Annotated in this window: 15 protein-coding genes and 2 tRNA genes; all 17 read left to right on the top strand. The window is 64.1% G+C overall.

Going from position 1 to position 19,413, the window contains the following annotated elements; translation table 11 throughout:
- The first annotated feature begins 1 nt into the window (after nucleotide 1).
- Nucleotides 2-784, top strand: coding sequence for an NADH-quinone oxidoreductase subunit B family protein (locus I2D41_RS05800; RefSeq protein WP_006234107.1), 783 nt, complete (start codon nucleotides 2-4; stop codon nucleotides 782-784).
- Nucleotides 785-1,366: a formate hydrogenlyase maturation HycH family protein gene (locus I2D41_RS05795; protein ID WP_195363856.1), complete on the top strand. Its 582-nt coding sequence runs from the start codon at nucleotides 785-787 to the stop codon at nucleotides 1,364-1,366.
- A complete protein-coding gene (gene hycI / locus I2D41_RS05790; RefSeq protein WP_195363855.1) occupies nucleotides 1,366-1,869 on the top strand; it encodes a hydrogenase maturation peptidase HycI in 504 nt (167 codons plus the stop codon). The genes I2D41_RS05795 and hycI overlap by 1 nt, the downstream gene beginning before the upstream one ends.
- A gap of 39 nt (nucleotides 1,870-1,908) precedes the next feature.
- Nucleotides 1,909-2,748 (top strand): formate/nitrite transporter family protein, encoded by an 840-nt coding sequence (locus I2D41_RS05785; protein WP_195363854.1) that lies wholly within the window; start codon nucleotides 1,909-1,911, stop codon nucleotides 2,746-2,748.
- 122 nt (nucleotides 2,749-2,870) lie between these two features.
- The gene (locus tag I2D41_RS05780) at nucleotides 2,871-4,988 is read left to right on the top strand and encodes a molybdopterin-containing oxidoreductase family protein (protein ID WP_195363853.1); all 2,118 of its coding nucleotides are present in this window, start codon (nucleotides 2,871-2,873) and stop codon (nucleotides 4,986-4,988) included.
- Nucleotides 4,989-5,040: 52 nt separating this feature from the next.
- Nucleotides 5,041-6,498 carry an L-seryl-tRNA(Sec) selenium transferase gene (selA, locus tag I2D41_RS05775; RefSeq protein ID WP_195363852.1) on the top strand — a complete coding sequence of 486 codons (1,458 nt, stop codon included), beginning with the start codon at nucleotides 5,041-5,043 and terminating at the stop codon, nucleotides 6,496-6,498.
- Nucleotides 6,495-8,462 carry a selenocysteine-specific translation elongation factor gene (gene selB / locus I2D41_RS05770; protein ID WP_195363851.1) on the top strand — a complete coding sequence of 656 codons (1,968 nt, stop codon included), beginning with the start codon at nucleotides 6,495-6,497 and terminating at the stop codon, nucleotides 8,460-8,462. The genes selA and selB overlap by 4 nt, the downstream gene beginning before the upstream one ends.
- A 36-nt stretch (nucleotides 8,463-8,498) precedes the next feature.
- A tRNA-Sec gene (locus I2D41_RS05765) sits at nucleotides 8,499-8,595 on the top strand.
- 154 nt (nucleotides 8,596-8,749) lie between these two features.
- Nucleotides 8,750-9,382: a molybdenum cofactor guanylyltransferase gene (gene mobA / locus I2D41_RS05760; RefSeq protein WP_195363850.1), complete on the top strand. Its 633-nt coding sequence runs from the start codon at nucleotides 8,750-8,752 to the stop codon at nucleotides 9,380-9,382.
- 15 nt (nucleotides 9,383-9,397) lie between these two features.
- On the top strand, nucleotides 9,398-9,793 hold the full coding sequence (locus I2D41_RS05755; protein ID WP_195363849.1) for a DUF3343 domain-containing protein: 396 nt from the start codon (nucleotides 9,398-9,400) through the stop codon (nucleotides 9,791-9,793).
- 256 nt (nucleotides 9,794-10,049) lie between these two features.
- The gene (gene gdhA / locus I2D41_RS05750; RefSeq protein WP_195363848.1) at nucleotides 10,050-11,405 is read left to right on the top strand and encodes an NADP-specific glutamate dehydrogenase; all 1,356 of its coding nucleotides are present in this window, start codon (nucleotides 10,050-10,052) and stop codon (nucleotides 11,403-11,405) included.
- A gap of 242 nt (nucleotides 11,406-11,647) precedes the next feature.
- Complete coding sequence (locus tag I2D41_RS05745) at nucleotides 11,648-12,550, top strand: FAD binding domain-containing protein (protein WP_271741659.1); 903 nt, start codon at nucleotides 11,648-11,650, stop codon at nucleotides 12,548-12,550.
- Nucleotides 12,550-15,381, top strand: coding sequence for a molybdopterin-dependent oxidoreductase (locus tag I2D41_RS05740; protein ID WP_195363846.1), 2,832 nt, complete (start codon nucleotides 12,550-12,552; stop codon nucleotides 15,379-15,381). Before I2D41_RS05745 ends, I2D41_RS05740 begins: the two co-directional genes overlap by 1 nt.
- Before the next feature lie 140 nt (nucleotides 15,382-15,521).
- Nucleotides 15,522-15,605, top strand: a tRNA-Leu gene (locus I2D41_RS05735).
- Nucleotides 15,606-15,693: 88 nt separating this feature from the next.
- Nucleotides 15,694-16,995, top strand: a complete 1,302-nt coding sequence (gene tig, locus I2D41_RS05730) for a trigger factor (RefSeq protein ID WP_271741658.1) — start codon at nucleotides 15,694-15,696, stop codon at nucleotides 16,993-16,995.
- 163 nt (nucleotides 16,996-17,158) lie between these two features.
- Complete coding sequence (locus tag I2D41_RS05725) at nucleotides 17,159-17,779, top strand: ATP-dependent Clp protease proteolytic subunit (protein WP_195363845.1); 621 nt, start codon at nucleotides 17,159-17,161, stop codon at nucleotides 17,777-17,779.
- Nucleotide 17,780: 1 nt separating this feature from the next.
- On the top strand, nucleotides 17,781-19,187 hold the full coding sequence (gene clpX, locus I2D41_RS05720; RefSeq protein WP_195363844.1) for an ATP-dependent Clp protease ATP-binding subunit ClpX: 1,407 nt from the start codon (nucleotides 17,781-17,783) through the stop codon (nucleotides 19,185-19,187).
- Nucleotides 19,188-19,413: the final 226 nt, after the last annotated feature.

The raw sequence follows: 19,413 nt of genomic DNA, 5'->3' as shown, positions 1-19,413 counted from the left end.
CATGGCCGAACCCACGCTTTTGCCCGAGCGGCTCCAGTACCGCCCGACCAAGATCGAGCTCGACGAGAGCATCGAGAAGGCCAAGGCGACCCTTCTTAAGAAGATCAAGCGCTCGGTGTACGTCTACCGTGTTGACTGCGGCGGCTGCAACGGCTGCGAGATTGAGATCTTCGGTTCCATCACGCCCGTCTTCGACGTCGAGCGCTTTGGCATCAAGGTCGTGCCCTCGCCCCGTCACGCCGATGTGCTGCTGTACACCGGCGCCGTGACGCGTGCCATGCGCATGCCGGCCCTGCGCGCCTTTGAGGCCGCACCCGATCCCAAGATCGTGGTGTCCTATGGCGCGTGCGGCTGCACCGGCGGCATCTTCTACGACAACTACTGCGTCTGGGGCGGCACGGACAAAATCTTGCCGGTCGATGTCTACATCCCCGGCTGCCCGCCCAGCCCCGCGCAGACCGTCTACGGCTTTGCCATGGCGCTCGGTCTGCTGGACCAAAAGCTCCATGCCGAGACCACGGTGGAGGCCGCCGGCGAGCAGGCCGATATCCTGCACCCCGGCGTGCCGTACAAGCTGCGCGTTGCCATCGAGCGCGAGGCTCGCGCCATGAGCGGCTACCGTTACGGCCGCGACCTGGCCAACGAGTTTATGGACACGCTCGAGGGTGCGCCCAAGGGCGATATCCGCGGTGCCATGGCGCTGCTCATCGACAAGCAGGACGATCCTCGCCGCGTTGAGGTCTACTCGGCGCTGCAGGATCTGGTGCTGGCCGGAGGTCGCTAGATGGAGCTCACGGACCGCTCTGGTTACTTTGCGGGCCCCGGCATGCTCGGCGGCTCCTTTGGCGATGCCTCGCGCGCAAGCGACGAGGCCGCCGAGGGCGTCGTCGACCCCTGCCTGGGCCATGCGCCCGACCAGGTGGTCTTCTATGAGCTCACGCGTAAGTTTGTGGAGACCGAGGAAGACGTTCCCCAGGAGGCCTGCGACGTGCTGTACTACACGCTCGCCGTGGGCCACCACACCGGCGTGCTCGATTGCTTTGAGCCGCGCCTGTCGGTGCCGGTGGATGTGTTCTATTCGCTCGTCGACGCGCTGCCGGAGGGGGAGGCCAAGACCAAGTTTGAGGCCATCCGCTCCTTTGGCGAGTGCCAGCTCGACAAGGCGGCGGTGCCGTCGCTGCTCGAGGCCTGCGATGCGCTGCTCGACGAGCGCGGTTTTCGCGGGTCGGCCAAGGCCGGCATCTCGGTGTTCGACGACGACTTTGGCCTGCATGCCCAGCAGGTCGCGTTCTTAATGAAGTTTCGTGATCTGGTTGAGCGCGTGCGCGATGTGTCGGGCGTGTATCTGACGGGAAGGTTGCAGTAATGGGTCGCGTTGTGGATGGCCGTGTGAACGGCGCCCCGTTTGCGGGTATCGTGCTCACGGCGGGAAGCGTGCTGCGTGCCGACGATGCCGCCGGCCCCGTGCTCTCGAAAAAGATGGAGGACTTGCCCATCGCCGGTTGGTACACCATCGACGGCGGGCAAACGCCCGAGGATGACATCATCGAGGTCAAGCGCGAGCGTCCGCCGCGTTTGGTTTTGGTCGATGCCGCCGACATGGCGCTGCCCGTCGGCGCCATCCGCTTGCTTGATAAAACTGATGTGGCCCGCAAGTCGATGTTCACCACGCATTCGCTTCCGCTTTCGATTCTGATCGAAGAGATCGAGCAATCGTGTGATGATATCGTCTTCGTTGGGATTCAGCCGGGCGACACGGAGTTCTACAACCCCATGTCCCCGGAGGTCTTTGAGGCCGTCGACGCCGTGTACGACGCCGTGGCCGCCAACGACTTTTCCCACTTTGTCCGCTTGGGGCAGGAACTATAGCAACGCTTGCCCCTGCTGATTAGGAAAGAAGTGATTGACATGGCAGATTCCAAGGTGGAGTACCCCGCTCCCGATTGCCTGGCGCCCGCCGCGATCGAGGCCAAAACCGAGGCCGCCGGCGTGACCAAGGCCAACCTGCCGGTCGCTAAGGCCTTTCTGTTGGCAATGTTCGCCGGTGCGTTTATCGCCTTCGGCGGCCTGTTCTTTACCGTGTTCTTGAGCGATAGCACGCTGGGCTGGGGCGCCCAGCGCGTCGTGGGCGGCCTGTGCTTTTGTCTGGGCCTGGTGCTGGTGCTTGTGTGCGGCGCCGAGTTGTTTACCGGCAATTCGCTTATGGTCTGCGCACTCAAGAGCAAAAAGATCACTCTGGTCCAGATGCTCAAGGCATGGCTCGTCGTGTGGCTTGGTAACTTTGCCGGTGCCCTGTTCATCGTCTTTTTGGTGTATATGGCTGGTATCTACAAGCTCAACGGCGAGGCGGTCGCCAATTCCATGGTGAGTGTTGCCGCCGGCAAGGTGACGATCGACTGGGTGACGATCTTCTTCCGCGGCATCCTGTGCAATATCTTTGTGTGCCTGGCCGTGTGGATCGGTACCGCCGGTAAGACCGTGGTCGATAAGGTCGTGGGCATTCTGCTGCCCATCTCTGCCTTTGTGGCCTGCGGTTTTGAGCACTGCGTCGCCAACATGTACTTTTTGCCCATGGGCGCCGTGATGCACGCGTGCGGCTACGGTGCCGATGTTGCCGGCGCCGATGCCCTTAACGTCGCGGGCATCGCGTTTAACCTGTCCGCCGCCACGCTGGGTAACATCGTGGGCGGCGCGCTTTTGATTGCGTTCGGCTATTGGTTTGTCTACGCCAAGAAGTCCGAGGCATAAAAGGGCTGTTTGCTGGGTGTTGAGCCTCCCGCGGGGCGTTGCCGTGCGGGAGGCTCATTTGGCCTTGGGACTAATTGCTGGCTCGTTGGTCTTCGCGTTTGGTTTGGAAAGGGGTAATCGAGATGGCATCTGATGCTGAGCGTTTTGGTCGCACCGTGGTGACCACGTGTGGGGGATGCTATGCCGATTGCGCCTTTGCGGCCCGTGTTGAGGATGGCCGCGTGGTGGCCGAGCTGCCGGTGCCGGGGCATCCGTGCGCGGCGCGTGCCCTGTGCGCCCGCGGGCGACATCGCCTGTCCATGCCGTTTGACGAGCGCGACCGTATTTTGCACCCCATGCGCCGCCGCCGTGATGGCTCGGGATTCGATGCGGTGAGCTGGGACGAGGCGTTTGCTCAGATCGCGGCGCGCCTTGCTGGGATTGTGGACGCGCATGGCGCCCGTGCGCTGGGCATGACGCTCGGCGTGCCCTCGTTCGACCGCTATTGGGCCTATCGTTTTATGCATGCGCTGGGCTCGCCCAATGTGTATGGTGCCGATGGCGCCTGCGAGGTGAGCCGCCTGACCGGCTGGGAGCACAGCCTGGGCTACAGCCCGGCGTCCGATTTGGCGCACACCGATTGCATCATGTACCTAGGGCGCTCCATCGTGGATTCGTCGACGATGGGTGCGGTCGATGCACTCAACGATGCGCGTCGGCGCGGGGCCAAGATCATTGTGGTTGATCCGCGGCGCAGCGGGTCGGCCGCGCTTGCCGACCGCTGGCTGCGCGTGCGCCCGGGCTGCGATTTGGCCCTGCTGCTGGGTATCGCGCATGTGCTCATTGCCGAGGACCTGTACGACCGTGACTTTGTGGCCCGCTATACCACGGGTTTTGATGAGCTGGCGCAGGCGGCTGGCGCCTGGACGCCCGAGTGGGCCGAGTCGATGTGCGACGTGCCGGCTGAAGAGATTGTCGCGACGGCGCGCGATCTGGCTGCCGCGGCGCCTGCCGCCGTGGTCGATGCGGGCTTTCACGGTGGCATCGGCATTGCGTATGCCAACAGCACCCAGACGGCGCGCGCTATCTGCCTGGTCGATGTGCTGTTGGGCTGCCTGGGGTATGCGGGCGGTGCGCTCAACCCGCCTACGCCGCTCGCGCTGGGCGACTTGGACCCTGCACGCTTTGCGACGCCGCCGGTGCCGCGCGGGCCCAAGTTGGGCTCCGAGCGCTATCCGCTCGTCGATCCCGTGCGTGGTCTGTGTACGACCATCGGCCAGTCGATTCTTGCCGGCGATTTGCGTGGGCTCATCGTTTATGCCAGTAACCCCGGTGCGGGTTATGGCAATGCCGATGCCTGGCTTGGCATCTTGCAGCAGCTCGACTTGCTCGTGACGATTGATATTCGCTGGTCCGAGACGGCACGTACTTCCGATTTCGTGCTGCCCGACGTGACGTATCTGGAGGCCGACCGCGGTGTCGGTACGGTCGTGGGCCGCAACGATGCGCGCGTGTTTTACCGCAACGCTGTGCTGCCGGTCTTGCATGACGATACGCGTCCCGGACGGGAGATCTTTGCCGGCCTGGCTGCTGCCTGTGGCGTGGGCGAGTACTTCGACTTTACGGCGGATGACCTTGCGGCAGCCCAGGTGGCTCCGTTTGGGATCGACCTGGCTGCGCTCAAGGCGCGCGGTTGGGCCGACACGGGCGCGTCGCTGCCGCCGCGTACGGGCGAGCCGATGATTCCGCTCGACGGTGGCAAGATCGCGCTGGCAAGCGACGTGTGGGAGCGCGCTGGTTTGGGGCGTGTGCCCGGCTGGATTGCCCCGATGGTGGAGCCGGGGCCGGGGATGTTTCGCCTCATTAGCGGCAACCGGCCCTTTGAGTCGCACACGTCGCGCAGGCTCGCAGCGGCCGGTGCTGCCGAGGCGGGCTCCGACCTGGACGCCGTGCAGATGAATGCCGACGTTGCCGCGCGCTTGGGTATCTCCAACGGCGAGGTCGTCGAGCTGGTAAGCGACATAGGCCGCGACCGCGTACGCGTGGAGACCACGCCCTATCTGCATCCGGCGTGTATCTTTACGTCGGCGGCTCCGGGCGGGCGTTCGTTTGGCGCTGGCGCGGATGGCGCCCAAGCGCTCGGCGTTGGTCCGCTCGACCACACGCCGTTGCGCTGGGATCCCATTACGGGCGCCGCGCTCACCCAGGAAAACGCCGTTCGCGTGGAAAAGATTGCGCCGCGCGGGGATAATGACGAGTAATTGACTCAGCCGATGCATTCGACTGATCCACGTTTGTTTTGAAAGGCCGCACATGAGCGATAGCCAGAACATTTCCGATGAGGTGCGCGCCCGCCTGCGCGCCATTCCCTCCGTCAACGAGCTGCTTGCAGAGTGGCCGGTGGTGAAGGCAGCGGGGGAGACGTGCGACGCGGTGGTCCATGCTGCCGTCACGGCCGAGCTCGACGAGGAACGCGCCGCCATCCGCGCCGGGGCCGCCCCGCGTTCCAAGCGCGAGCTGGCATCGGCCATCGAATTCCGTGCGCATCGCTCTGCGCTGCCGAGTCTGCGCCCGGCCGTCAACGCCACGGGCGTGGTCATCCATACCAACCTGGGTCGTGCTCCACTCGCGGAGTCGGCCGCCAAGGCCGTGGCCGAGGTCGCGCGCGGGTACAGCACGCTCGAGTACAGCGTCGACACCTGCTCGCGCGGGTCGCGCAAAGAGCACGCCGCGCAGCTGATCCGCTCGCTCACCGGTGCCGAGGACGCGCTCGTCGTCAATAACAATGCCGCCGCGGTACTGCTGGTGCTGGCCACCCACGCCGCGGGTAAAGAGGTCATCGTCAGCCGCGGCGAGCTCGTCGAGATCGGCGGCAGCTTCCGCATCCCCGATGTCATGGAGGCCTCGGGTGCCCGGCTTGTCGAAGTGGGCGCCACCAACCGCACACACCTGGCCGACTACGAGCGCGCCATCACGCCCAACACGGCCATGATTCTCAAAGTCCATCCTTCCAACTACCGCATTGAGGGCTTTCACGAGGAAGTGAGCTCCAAGGAGCTTGCCGCGCTCGCCCACAAGCATGGTCTGCTGTTCTACGAGGATCAGGGCTCGGGCGCGCTGCTGCCCGACGACATCCTGGTGCGTGGCGGCGAGGAGACCACGCCGACCTCGGTTGCCGCCGGGCTCGATATCGTGTCGTGCTCGGGCGACAAGCTGCTCGGTGCCGCACAGACGGGCATTATCATGGGCCGTCGCGACCTGATCCAGGCCTGCGGCGCGCATCCCCTCATGCGCGCCCTGCGCCCGGGCAAGCTCGCGCTGACGGCGCTCGAGGCCACGCTGCGTATCTACATTGACGGTGCCGATGTTGCCCATCGTGACATTCCGGTGCTCAGCATGCTCACCCTTCCGCAGGCTCATCTGGAGCGTCGCGCACGCAAGCTGCGCGACCTTATGGCGGCGGGGCTCGACAAGGCCGGCTGCCCGTGTGCCGTTGAGCTGGAGATTGTCGAGGAGTCATCGACCCCCGGCGGCGGTTCGCTGCCTACCGTCGAGCTGCCGACGATGTGCGTTGCCGTACGTCTTGTTGACGAGCGCCTGACGGTCGACGCGCTTAAGCGCTCCCTCGTCCAGGACTTCGACACGCCGGTCGTCACACGCACCTCGCACGATCGCATTCTGTTTGACGTCCGCACGCTTGTGGGCGACCGCGATATCGAGACCGCGGCGTCGACGCTTGCCGCGTGCATTGCCAAGGCGGCGCGCCGATGAGTGGGGACCAAACGCTGGTGGAATGCCCCGTCATCGTGGGCACGGCGGGCCACGTCGACCACGGCAAGTCGGCGCTCATCGAGGCGCTGACGGGCAAGAATCCCGACCGCCTGGAGGTCGAGCGTCGTCGCGGCATGACCGTGGAGCTCGGCTTTGGCGAGCTGGCCCTGCCGAGCGGCAAGATCGTGGGCCTGGTCGACGTTCCGGGGCATGCACACTACCTGCGCGCCATGGTGCAGGGCGCCACGGGCATCGACGTGGCCGTGCTGGTGGTGTCGGCCGTCGAGGGCGTGATGCCGCAGACGCGCGAGCATGTGCATGTGCTGGAGCTTTTGGGCGTCACGCACATGGTGGTCGCGCTGACGATGTGCGACTTGGCCGATGCCGAGATGACCGAGCTTGCCGAGCTCGACGTCGATGACTTTTTGTCGGGCACCGTGTTTGCGGGCGCTCCGATCGTCCCCGTGTCGTCCAAGACGGGCGAGGGGATTGATGCGCTGCTGGCCGCTCTCGACGAGTGCGTGGATGCCTGTTGGGGCGCCTGTCGCGATCGGGCCGAGCGAACCGACGCCGCACCGCGCCTGCCGATCGACCGCTGTTTTACGATCAAGGGCGCCGGCACTGTCGTGACGGGAACGTTGCACGATGCGCCGATCGCGGTGGGTGACGAGCTCGTCGCGCTGCCGTCGCGCACGGCCTGTCGCGTGCGCGGGATTCAGGTGCATGGCGATACGCAGCGGGCGTTGCCCGGTCAGCGTGTGGCGCTCAACCTGGTGGGCGATGGCGCCGCTTCGCTCGATCGTGGCGAGATGCTCGGCGTGGAGGGCCGTTTTGGCCAGACGCTGCGCTTTATGATGACGTTGACCTACCTGGGCCGCGAGGGCGCCAAGCCGCGTGTGCTCGAGTCGGGCGCGCGCGTGCACGTGATGGCGGGCACGGCCGAGGTCGTCGGCCGCATTATGCTCATGGAGGGCGAGGCGCCTGTGGCGGTGGGCGAGACACGTACTGTCCAGGTGCGCCTGGAGGACCCGCTGCCGCTGCGCTCCGGCGACCATGCCGTGGTGCTGTCGTACTCGCCGGTGACGCTCATTGGAGGCGGGCGCGTATTGCTGTCGCGCTGTCGTCGCTCGCGTGAGCTTTCCGACGGGGAGCGCGCGCTGTATGCGGCACTCGAGGCTGGAGATATTGCCGGTGCAGTGAATTCGTGGCTGGCACTGCAAGTGCTGCCGGTTACGGCTGCTGATGTTGTTGCGGCGCTGGATGTTGCTGCCGTCGATGTCGAGGCTGCGCTGCGTACGCTGGTGGACCAGAGTACGGTGCGCGAGCTTGCCGCAGGCGACGTGGCGCTGTACGCGAGTGCCGCCGTGCTTGATGGTGCGATGGACACGCTCGCGACGACCCTGTCGGCCATGCACACGGCGGCTCCCAAGGAGACCGGCTTTACGCCCGGCGCCGTCGCTCATGCTGCCTGGCCTGCCGCCGACGATGCCGTTGCCGCGGCGTTGATTGCCGAGGGCTGCTCGCGCGGCGTGTGCGCCTCCGAGGGTGCCGAGGTGTTCGACCCGCACTCCGCCGCCGCGGCGGCGCGTGTGGTGCGAGAGGCCTGCGAACGTATCGTTTCCTTGCTGGACGAGGCGGGTCTTGACGCGCCGACGTTGCCCGAGGTGGGCGAGCAACTGCAGCTCGATCGCGACACCATGACGCGTGCCCTGCGCGAGCTTTCGCTCAACCGCTCGATCGTCAAAGTCGAGCGCGACGTGGCCCTGTCCGCTGCCGCCGAGGCCCATGCGCGCGAGCTTGTCGCCGCCGCTATCGAGACTGCCGGCGGCGCTGCCACCACGAGCGTGCTGCGCGAGGCGCTGGGTGTGTCACGCAAGCGTGCCATCAGCATCTTGGAACACCTGGATGCCGTGCGCTTTACGGTGCTCGACAAGGAAGCCGGCGGCCTGAGGTCCCTACGCTAGCTAGCCTGCTCGGTTTGGTAAAATACCGGCGCACTTGGGAACGGATGGGCTCCGGTGGGCTCCGCGGTCCTCAAAACCGTTGCGAGGCGTGCAAAACGTCTTGGATGTGTTCGATTCACATACGTTCCCGCCATACGCTACCAGCGCTTTTGTGCTCGCGGTCTTGCTGCGTGCCGCAAAGGCGCTGTCTTGTTTTTGCACGAGCTTTTTGTAGCGCCGCTATTTTGGCGGCTGTATTTAGCTTCGTGCACCGGGTTTCGAGCATGCCGATGGAGGTGTTTTGCCGTATGACTACCGTAAGACGTGCCGATCTTTCTTGTGTCGTCCAGGCGGGCGGGCTGTCCTCGCGCATGGGCTGCGATAAGGCCCGCATGGCGTTTTGCGGCGAGCCGCTCATCGAGCGCGTGCTGGGTCGGCTGGCGCCAGTTGCCGGCGAGTTGGTCGTGACGACTTCGCGTCCCAGCGAGCTGGCCTACCTTGAGAAGCTTATGTTTGATGGCCTGCGCCCCCGCGTAGTCATGGATGTCGACGGTCCCGCCGGCGCCATGCGCGGCATCGCGAGCTCGTTGGCCGCGGCCCGATTGCCGCTCGTGGCTATCGTCGCCTGCGACATGCCGTTTGTCTCGTCGGAACTCATCGACGCGCTTGCCGATCGTGTTGAGGCCGAGGCGCTTGACGTGTGCGTGCCGCGCGAGGAGCGGGGAATTGAGCCGCTTTGCGCCGTCTGGCGCCGTGACGCGTGCGCGCCGGTTGCCCAAGAGCTGCTCGCCTGCGACCGCCAGCGCATTCGCTGCCTGATCAATCGCGTTCAGGCCGGTTATATGGATGAGTCTCAGATCGTTAAGGTCGCCGGCTCGACGCTCTGCTTCGAGAACGTCAATACGCCCGAGGAGTTTGCGGCGGCCGAGTTACTCGCCTAGACGATTGGAGTTGCCATGTCTCACGATATTTGTCCCGACACGGGAGAACCTTGCACTTGCGACGGGTCCGAACCCTGTACCTGCGGTTGCGGTGGCTGTGGACATACTGCGGAAGAGGAAGCGGCCGCCGCGGCGTATCGCGATGCACGCCGCGAAGGCCCGTCCGGTGATGCTCTTGACCATGAACGCAAAATCATCGTGTCGTTCGACAGCACCTTCGATGTGATGGAATGCGAACAGCTGTGCCTTGCCGCCGGTGTTCCTGGGCGCATCATGCCGCTGCCCGGCTCCATCACCGCCGGCTGCGGACTGTGCTGGGCCATGCCGTTCTCGGGCGATGCCCTCGCCGCCTTCCGCGCCGCCACCGAGGGCCGCGTAACCCCCGCCGACTACCACCAGCTCGTCCTCTAACCACCAACACCACCACAAAGGTGCCTGTCCCCAATGTGGTGGTTTAGAACACGTGGACGAAACAGCTTCGAAACACGCGATTTGTGCGTCGGGCGCTCAAAAACGCTTCTACCTGCATCGTAATCAAAACGAAACATCTGCTCGTCGGCTTATGCGAAACTTTGCTGCAACAGTGCGATATTATCCATACTCGATAAAGCTCGCGGCGTATGAGACGTCGCGAACGACACCTTTCTTTTCCATCATTGGAGGAAGCATGAGCTACACGCAGAAAGTTCTCGACGAGCTCAAGGCCCGCTATCCCGAGCAGCCTGAGTTCATCCAGGCCGCGACCGAGATTCTCGGCACCATCCAGCCGGCGCTCGACGCCCACCCCGAGTACGAGGAGGCCGCCCTGCTTGAGCGCCTCGTCGAGCCCGAGCGAATCGTTATGTTCCGTGTTCCCTGGGTCGACGACCAGGGCAAGGTTCAGGTCAACCGCGGTTACCGCGTCGAGTTCAACTCTGCCATTGGACCCTACAAGGGCGGCCTGCGCTTTAACCCGACGGTCACCCTGGGTATGCTCAAGTTCCTGGGCCTGGAGCAGATCCTCAAGAACAGCCTGACCACCCTTCCCATGGGCGGCGGCAAGGGCGGCTCCGACTTTGACCCCAAGGGCAAGTCCAACAACGAGATCATGCACTTCTGCCAGTCCTTCATGACCGAGCTCTATCGCCACATTGGCCCCAACACCGACGTTCCTGCCGGCGACCTGGGCGTTGGCGGCCGCGAGGTTGCCTACCTGTTCGGTCAGTACAAGCGCCTGACCAACGAGTGGACCGGTGTCCTTACCGGCAAGGGCCTCTCCTTTGGCGGCTCGCTCGCCCGTACCGAGGCCACCGGCTACGGTCTGGCCTACTTTGTGGACGAGTACCTTAAGAGCCGCGGCGACTCCTTCGAGGGCAAGAACGTCGTCGTTCACGGTTCCGGTAACGTCGCCATCTACGCGGTCCAGAAGGTCGCCCAGCTCGGCGGCAAGGTGCTGGCCTGCTCCGACACCCACGGCTGGGTCGAGGATCCCGACGGCATCGACTACACCGTGCTCGAGCATGTCTACAACAAGAAGCGCTCCGGCCACGACAAGGGCGTTACGCTCGCTATGTATGTCGACGAGAAGCCCAATGCCACGTGGCACGAGGGCGACGGCCGCGGCGTGTGGCAGCTTCCCTGCGATATCGCGCTGCCCTGCGCTCGCGAGAACACGCTGCTGCTCGAGGACGCCCAGGCACTCGTCGCCAACGGCTGCAAGGTGGTCGGTGAGGGCGCGAACATGCCCACGACCATCGAGGCCACGACCTACTTCCAGGAGCACGGCGTCGCCTTTATGCCCGGTAAGGCTGCCAACGCCGGCGGCGTGCTCGTGTCCGGCTTGGAGATGAGCCAGAACGCCGAGCACCTGTCCTGGACCTTCGAGGAGGTCGACGGCAAGCTCGAGCAGCTCATGCGCGGCATGTTCCACAACGTGGACGACACCGCCAAGGAGTACGGCGAGGAGGGCAATTTCGTCATGGGCGCAAACATCGCCGGCTTCCTGAAGGTCGCCGATGCCATGCTCGCCCAGGGCGTCTGCTAAATCTTCGCTCGATATAGCATGTGATGAGGCTCCCAGCCATTCCGGCTGGGAGCCTTTTCTATCCCGGAGGACTCCTCATAACTTGCGGTGATATGCGGACTGTTTTGCGTTCCAGAACGACTAATCAGTCCGTATATCACCGCAAGTTGTGGATGGGTGGGTGGATTTTGTCCTAAAACGGTGTGCGGCCCCTCGTTTGGTACACTAAAAGGTACTGGACAAGTGAAGAGATGGGGGAGAACGTGCTCAAGTTCGGTACCTACGTCCGTGTTGGAAACGCGGCCGAAGCCTATGAGCTCTTACAGAAGAACCGCAACAACAAGATTGTGGGCGGTGGCATTTGGATGCGCCTGGGCTCGCGTCGCGTCGCGACGGCGATTGACCTTTCGGCCTGCGGACTCGATCAGATCGAGGAGACCGAGACCGAGTTTCGCATCGGTGCCATGTGTACCCTGCGCCAGCTCGAGCGTCATGCCGAGCTCAACGCGCTTGTCAACCATGTCTTTGAGTTTGCCGTCCACGATATCGTGGGCGTGCAGTTGCGCAATACCGCCACGGTGGGCGGCAGCATTTACGGCCGCTTTGGCTTCTCGGACGTGCTCACTGCCTTCCTCGCGCTCGATTCCTATGTTGAGCTGACGGGCGCCGGCCGCGTGCCGCTCGCCGAGTTCGTGGACATGGGTTACGTGCGCGACGTGATCGAGCACATCGTAGTCGTTAAGCACGACTACCGTGCGAGCTACGAGGCCGTGCGCAAGGCCGCGACCGACTTCCCCTCCTTAAACGTCACTGCCGCCTGGTGGAACAACAGCTGGCATGTCACCGTGGGCGCCCGCCCGCTGCGCGCGACCCTGCTGCAGGGCGAGGCATGCGGCCTTACTGCCGAGCAGCCTTCCGAGGACGAGCTTCGCGCTCTGGCCGCTTCTGTGCGCGCCCTGAGCTACGGCACCAACCTGTGGGGCTCGGCCGCCTACCGCCGCCGCATCTCGGCCCCGCTTGCCGTGCAGGCCGTGCGCCGCGCCGCCGGCATCGAGCTTTCGGCCGCGCTTGCCCGCGAGCTCGAGACCGTGCAGATCCCCAAGTTTGCCACGGACGAGTATTCCTGCCGCCGCGTGCCCGGCGTCGATTCTAGCGAGGTGCGCTAATGGCTGCCAAACTCATCGATCTTTCCTTTACGCTCAACGGCCGTAAGGTCAAGGTTCAGATTGCCCCCGACACCATGCTCTTTGCACTGTTGCGCGAGCAGGGTTGTGCGTCGGTGCGCTGCGCCTGCGAAACCACCAACTGCGGCCTGTGCACGGTGTGGCTCGACGGCGACCCGGTGCTGAGCTGCTCGGTTCCCGCCGCTCGCGTCGAGGGCCACACCATCACCACGCTCGAGGGCCTCAAAGCCGAGTCTGAGGCGCTGGCCCGTGCGATGGCTGCCGAAGGCGCTGAGCAGTGCGGTTTTTGCGCCCCCGGCCTCATCATGAACGTGCTGGCTCTCGCCCGCGCCGCCAAGGAGGATCCGAGCCTCGTCGCAACGCGCGAGGAACTCTCGCGCCAGCTCGCCGGCAACCTGTGCCGTTGCAGCGGCTACGAGAGCCAGCTGCGCGCCATCGTCCGCTTCCTCAACGAGTCCGGCGTGCAGGTGGGCTTTGAGATGCCCGAGCTGCCGGTCAACAACACCAGCTCTGACGGCGTCTCCTACAAGCAGATCACCCACAAGCAGCCCAAGAAGGACTCGAAGGCGCTGCTCGAGGGGCGTCCCGTCTACACGGGCGACCTGGTGCCCGCCGGCGCGCTCATCGTCAAGCTCAAGCGCAGCCCGTATGCTCGCGCCAAGATCCGCTCCATCGACACCTCGCGCGCCCTGAAGGTGCCCGGCGTGGTGGGTGTCTACACCTACGAGGACGTGCCCAAGCGCCGCTTTACCATCGCCGGCCAGAGCTATCCGCAGCCGAGTCCCTACGACCGTCTGATCCTCGAGAACCTCGTGCGCTATCAAAACGAGGAGGTGGCTATCGTCGCCGCCGAGACCGAGGAGGCCGCCGACAAGGCGCTCAAGCTCATCAAGGTCGACTACGAGGTACTCGAGCCGCTGCTCGACTTTACCCAGGCACTCGATAACGACATCGTGGTTCACCCCGAGGGTGACGTGACCTTTATGTTCCCGCAGGGCGGCGACGTTGCTCGCAACCTGGTGTGCAGCGGTACCAGCGATTATGGCGATCTGGACGAGGCTTTCGCCCAGAGCGACATCGTCTTTGAGCGCACCTACACCAGCCAGGCCACGCAGACCGCGCCCATGGAGACCTTCCGCGCCTTCGCGACGACCGACGCGTTCGGCCGCATCTCGGTGACCACCTCTACGCAGGTGCCCTTCCACGTGCGCCGTATGGTCGCACAGTCGCTCGATATCCCTCAGTCACAGGTGCAGGTTATTAAGCCGCGCATCGGCGGCGGCTTTGGCTCCAAGCAGACGGGCTGCTGCGAGATCTTCGTGGCGTTCGTGACCCAGCAGACCGGCCGTCCGAGCTACTGCTGCTACACCCGCGAGGAGACCATCACCGCTGGCAACTCGCGCCACCAGATGCAGATGACCGTCAAGCTGGGCGCCATGAACGACGGCACCATCACGGCCATCGACCTGCATACGCTGTCCAACGCCGGCGCGTACGGCGAGCACGCCACCACGACGATCGGCCTCTCGGGCCACAAGAGTCTGTCCATCTACAACCACGTGAAGGCGAGCCGCTTTAGGTGGGACGCCGTCTACACCAACACCAACCGCGGCGGCGCGTATCGCGGCTACGGTGCCACCCAGGGCCAGTTTGCCGTGGAGAGTGCCGTCAACGAGCTCGCCGACATGCTGAACATGGACCCCGCCGACCTGCGCCTTAAGAACATCGTGCGCGAGGGCGAGATTATGCCGCAGTACTACAACGAGAAGCTCAACGCCTGTGCGCTCGACCGCTGCCTGCTGCGCGCGATGGACATGATCGGCTGGCGCGACAAGCCGCTTGCCGTGGACCTGGGCGACCGCGTGCGCGCCCTGGGCTGCGCGCTTACCATGCAGGGCTCGGGTATCTCCAACGTGGACATCGCCGGCATCGACATGCGCCTGGAAGAGGACGGCTTCATTACGCTTTCGACCGGTGCTACCGATAACGGCATGGGCGTCGACACGATCTTGGCGCAGATTGCCGCCGAGGAGCTGGGCGTAGAGAGCTCGCAGATCGTGGTGCGCGGCGTGGACACCGACGTGTCGCCGTTCGACGCCGGCTCGTACGCGAGCTCGGGTACCTACGTGACGGGCCTTGCCGCCAAGAACGCCGCGACCGAGCTGCGCGAGAAGATTTGCGCCAAGGCCGCCCAGATGTGGAACGTTGACGCCACCGGCGTGGTATTCGACGGCCAGTACGTGCGCCTGTCCGATGAGCGCGCCGCGCGTGAGCAGAACCGCTACCTTACGCTGCGCGACTTTGCCAACCTGTGTGTCAAGAACATCGAGGGCGGCGACGCGCTGACCTCGCACGCCTCTGCCTGCCTGCCCGTTTCGCCCCCGCCGTTTATGGCTGGCATCGCCGAGGTCGAGGTCGACAAGGCCACCGGCAAGGTGACTGTGGTGGACTACGTGGCGGCCGTCGATTGCGGCACCGTGATCAACGAGGCGCTCGCGCGCGTCCAGGCCGAGGGCGGCATTGCCCAGGGCATCGGCCATGCGCTCTACGAGATTGTCGAGCATGACGATCGCGGACGCCTGCGCACCGGCAACTTTATGAGCTACAAGCTGCCCACGCGCCTGGATATCGGCAGCATTCGCGTGGCCTTTGAGCCGAGCTACGAGCCGACGGGCCCGTTTGGCGCCAAGTCGATCGGCGAGGTCGTCATCAACACGCCGCTCGCCGCCGTTGCCTCGGCCGTGGCGCACGCCACCGGACACCAGGTTCGCTCGCTGCCGATCACGCCCGAGAAGGCCCTGCTGGGGGAGTAGCGGGTCAGCGAACAAGTCGTAATGGGCGGGGCGGGGCAACTCGTCCCGCCTTTTGCACTCGTGGTGAGGTCGTGAGCCTGTAAAAGGTGTGCGTGCGCTTGCCGTTCGTATCTGCTATCATTCCTAGTCTGTGCGCTCATGCGGGCGTGGCGGAATTGGTAGACGCGCCAGATTTAGGTTCTGGTGGGATTCCCGTGAAGGTTCGAGTCCTTTCGCCCGCACCAACGCACCTGCGTCGGCTCCCGCCGTCGCGACTCTTTGTTGCATAAAGGTACCAGCACCTCAGATAAGCTGGGCAGTATGAGGAGGAACGTGTTGAACATCACCGCTTCTGACGTCAAGGACGCCAAGCTCACCGCTACGGTCACCATCCCGGCCGCCGACGTCGACGCCGCGATCAAGAAGGCCTACAAGGACACCGCTAAGAAGTACCGCTTCCCGGGCTTCCGCGCCGGCAAGGCCCCCCGTCCGGTCATCGACTCCGCACTTGGCGCCGAGGCTACCCTCGCTCAGGCTACCAACGACCTGATCGCCGCCAACGAGCCCGTCGTCCTCAACGAGCTGGACATCGTCCCCACCAAGAACGGTGACTACAAGGAGCTCGACCTCGCCAAGGATCACGAGGACTACACCTACACCGTCGAGTTCTCCCTGCGTCCTGCTGCTGAGCTCTCCTCCTTCGACGCCGTTGAGATCGAGATGCCCCCTGCGGAGGTCACCGAGTCCGAGATCAACAACCAGGTCGAGATGCTCCTCAACTACCGTGCCACCTTCGAGGACGTCGAGGGTCGCGCCGTCGAGGCTGACGACTATGTGACCGTCGACCTCAAGGCCGTCGAGAACGCCGACAACTTCGCCGCTGAGGGCCGCATGCTCATCGCCGGCAGCGATAGCAACCCCAAGGAGTTCAACGAGGCCCTGATCGGCGCTAACGTTGACGACGTCAAGACCGTCACCTGGACCGACGAGGTCGAGGAGGGCGAGGAGGCCGAGACCCACACCGTCGAGGTCACCGTCAAGGGCATCAAGGTCCGCAACACCCCCGAGCTCACCGACGAGCTCGTCAAGTCCGACTTTGGCTTCGACAGCATCGAGGCCATGCGCGACGCCATCAAGATCGAGATTGAGCAGGACAAGGCTTCCCGCCTGCCGGCCGAGAAGGAGAACCGTTGCGTCTCCGCTCTCGCCGAGCGCCTGCAGCTCGACGAGATGGACGCCGACTACGAGCAGTCCGTCTTTGAGGAGCTCGGCCAGAACTTCCTGTCCAACCTCGCTGCCCGCGGCATGACGCTCGACACCTGGCTGCCCGCTTCCGGCCTGACCATGGAGCAGTTCATCGGCGACCTGCACAAGCAGGCCAACGACGTCGCCCGCGAGTCCCTGGCTCTCGACGCCCTCGCCCGTGAGCTCAAGATTGAGGTCACCGAGGACGACATCAACGCCGAGTTCGAGAAGGCCGGCGTTAAGGACGTCGAGGCTTCCAAGGCCGAGTTCATCGCCGATGGCCGCATGCCTGCCGTCCGCGAGTCCATCCGTCGCTCTAAGGCCGTCGACCACCTGGTCGAGAACGCCAAGGTGACCGAGGTCGACGAGACCGCCAAGGACGCCGAGTAATTCTCGCCACCTTGCCCGCGAGTGCATGCGTGCGCCCGTGATGGGGTAAAGTTATACACCGGTTATCCGGTTGCTTCGTACGGTGCCAGCCAATGCATAGCATGCGGGCACCGTACGTCTATCTAGAACCAATTTGGTCCGCAAGAGAGAAATGGAGATGCGTATGATCGCCAAGTTCGATTCCGCCCTCGTGCCATACGTTATCGAGCAGACGCCGCGCGGCGAGCGCAGCTACGATATCTATTCGCGCCTGCTCAACGACCGCATCATCTTCTTGGGCGAGGAGATCAACTCCGTCAGCGCCAACCTGGTCGTTGCCCAGCTGCTGCATCTTGAGAGCCAGGATGCCGAGAAGGATATCTCGCTCTACATCAATTCGCCCGGTGGCGAGGTCTACTCCGGCCTGGCGATTCTGGACACCATGAACTTCATCAAGCCGCAGGTCTCGACCATTTGCGTCGGTATGGCCGCGTCCATGGCCGCCGTGCTGCTTTCGGCCGGCGCCAAGGGCAAGCGCTTCTGCCTGCCGCATTCCAAGGTTATGATTCACCAGCCCAGCGGCGGTGCCCAGGGCCAGCAGACCGAGATCGAGATCGTTGCCGAGGAGATTAAGAAGACTCGCCGCGAGCTCAACCTGATCCTGTCCGACGCCTCGGGCCAGCCCATCGAGAAGGTCCAGGCCGACACCGAGCGCGATAACTACCTGACCGCTGCCGAGGCCCTCGACTACGGCCTGATCGACCGTATCGTCACCTCGCGCGACCTCGCCGCGAAGGACGCCTAGGATGGCCGGTAACATGCAGGACAACTTTGACGAGAACGGCAACCCTATCCGCTGCTCCTTCTGCGGAAAAGAGCAGGGCCAGGTCCGTCGCCTCGTAAAGGGCCCGACCAACATCTTTATCTGTGACGAGTGCGTCGCCGCTTGCTCCGAGATTCTGGAGGAGTCGCTGGCTTCGGACTTTATGGACGCCGCCCGCAACGGCAAGCTGCCAGGCTTCCTCAACGACCACGGCCAGGCTGCTGGGCAGCCCGCCGTTGACCCCGAGACCGAGGGCTTTGAGCTCGAGGACGACCGTCAGGTCATCACGCACGTGCCGACGCCGCACGAGATCTATGACGAGCTTTCGGCCTATGTTATGGGCCAGGAGGACGCCAAGCGCGCCATGTCGGTGGCCGTGTACAACCACTATCGTCGCGTGATCGAGGGCGGCGCCGCGGTGTCTGCCTTTGACGACGACATGGGCTCGCAGTTCGACGACGATATGGACGAGGTAGAGCTCGCCAAGTCCAACATCTTGCTGCTCGGTCCCACCGGTACCGGTAAGACCCTGCTGGCCCAGACGCTCGCGCGCATCCTCGAGGTGCCGTTTGCCATCGCCGACGCCACTGCGCTTACCGAGGCCGGCTACGTTGGCGAGGACGTGGAGAACATCCTGCTCAAGCTCATCAATGCTGCCGATGGCGATATTGAGCGCGCTCAGGTGGGCATTATCTACGTGGACGAGATCGACAAGATCGCCCGCAAGGCCGAGAACCTCTCCATTACCCGCGATGTCTCGGGCGAGGGCGTTCAGCAGGCGCTGCTTAAGATTCTTGAGGGCACGGTGGCCAGCGTTCCGCCCACTGGCGGCCGCAAGCATCCCCAGCAGGAGCTGCTGCAGATCGACACGACCAATATCCTGTTCATCTGTGGCGGTGCCTTTGTGGGTCTGGACAAGATTATCGCCGATCGCGTGGGCAACAAGGGCGTGGGCTTTAACTCCGAGATCGCCGGCCCCACCTCGGTCGACGAGAACGACCTGCTGCGCCAGGTGCTCCCGCAGGACCTCAACGCCTTTGGCATGATTCCCGAGTTCGTTGGCCGCACGCCTGTCGTAACCCAGACGCAGGCGCTCGACGAGGACGACCTGGTGTCGATTCTGACCGAGCCCAAGAACGCCGTGGTGCGCCAGTACCGTAAGATGTTCCAGCTTGAGGACGTTGAGCTTGAGTTTGAGGACGCGGCCCTGCACGAGATCGCCCGCATGGCGCTCGCCCGCAAGACCGGCGCCCGCGGCCTGCGCTCCATCTGCGAGGACGTGCTGCAGCAGACGATGTTCGACCTGCCCAGCGAGGAGGGTGTTTCCAAGGTCGTTGTGACCGAAGCCTCCGTAAAGGGCGAAGAGCAGCCCCAGCGCATCTACGGCTAAACCAGCCTAAAACGTGTTTGCAAATAGCCTCCGACCACCCGCGGTCGGAGGCTATTTTATATATACGCAATAACCCCAACTACCTGTGTTATTCTGTGTGTTTGTTTAAAGTCTCAGCAAAGTCCATTCAGACTGAAGTAATCGATACCTAAGGCGTGTCCGCCTGCTTGGTTTTCGTAGATTCCGCACGAGCCGAAGAGCACTAAATGTGCTCTTCGTGCGAGCC

The sequence above is a fragment of the Collinsella aerofaciens genome, from assembly GCF_015552075.1.
Taxonomy (GTDB): domain Bacteria; phylum Actinomycetota; class Coriobacteriia; order Coriobacteriales; family Coriobacteriaceae; genus Collinsella; species Collinsella aerofaciens_Y.
Note: the sequence above shows the minus strand (reverse complement) of the source record. Positions and strands in the feature narration are given on the sequence as shown.

Coding starts and splice junctions, on each gene's coding strand:
- I2D41_RS05800 (WP_006234107.1), top strand. CDS start 2: ATGGCCGAACCCACGCTTTTGCCCGAGCGGCTCCAGTACCGCCCGACC.
- I2D41_RS05795 (WP_195363856.1), top strand. CDS start 785: ATGGAGCTCACGGACCGCTCTGGTTACTTTGCGGGCCCCGGCATGCTC.
- hycI (WP_195363855.1), top strand. CDS start 1,366: ATGGGTCGCGTTGTGGATGGCCGTGTGAACGGCGCCCCGTTTGCGGGT.
- I2D41_RS05785 (WP_195363854.1), top strand. CDS start 1,909: ATGGCAGATTCCAAGGTGGAGTACCCCGCTCCCGATTGCCTGGCGCCC.
- I2D41_RS05780 (WP_195363853.1), top strand. CDS start 2,871: ATGGCATCTGATGCTGAGCGTTTTGGTCGCACCGTGGTGACCACGTGT.
- selA (WP_195363852.1), top strand. CDS start 5,041: ATGAGCGATAGCCAGAACATTTCCGATGAGGTGCGCGCCCGCCTGCGC.
- selB (WP_195363851.1), top strand. CDS start 6,495: ATGAGTGGGGACCAAACGCTGGTGGAATGCCCCGTCATCGTGGGCACG.
- mobA (WP_195363850.1), top strand. CDS start 8,750: ATGACTACCGTAAGACGTGCCGATCTTTCTTGTGTCGTCCAGGCGGGC.
- I2D41_RS05755 (WP_195363849.1), top strand. CDS start 9,398: ATGTCTCACGATATTTGTCCCGACACGGGAGAACCTTGCACTTGCGAC.
- gdhA (WP_195363848.1), top strand. CDS start 10,050: ATGAGCTACACGCAGAAAGTTCTCGACGAGCTCAAGGCCCGCTATCCC.
- I2D41_RS05740 (WP_195363846.1), top strand. CDS start 12,550: ATGGCTGCCAAACTCATCGATCTTTCCTTTACGCTCAACGGCCGTAAG.
- I2D41_RS05725 (WP_195363845.1), top strand. CDS start 17,159: ATGATCGCCAAGTTCGATTCCGCCCTCGTGCCATACGTTATCGAGCAG.
- clpX (WP_195363844.1), top strand. CDS start 17,781: ATGGCCGGTAACATGCAGGACAACTTTGACGAGAACGGCAACCCTATC.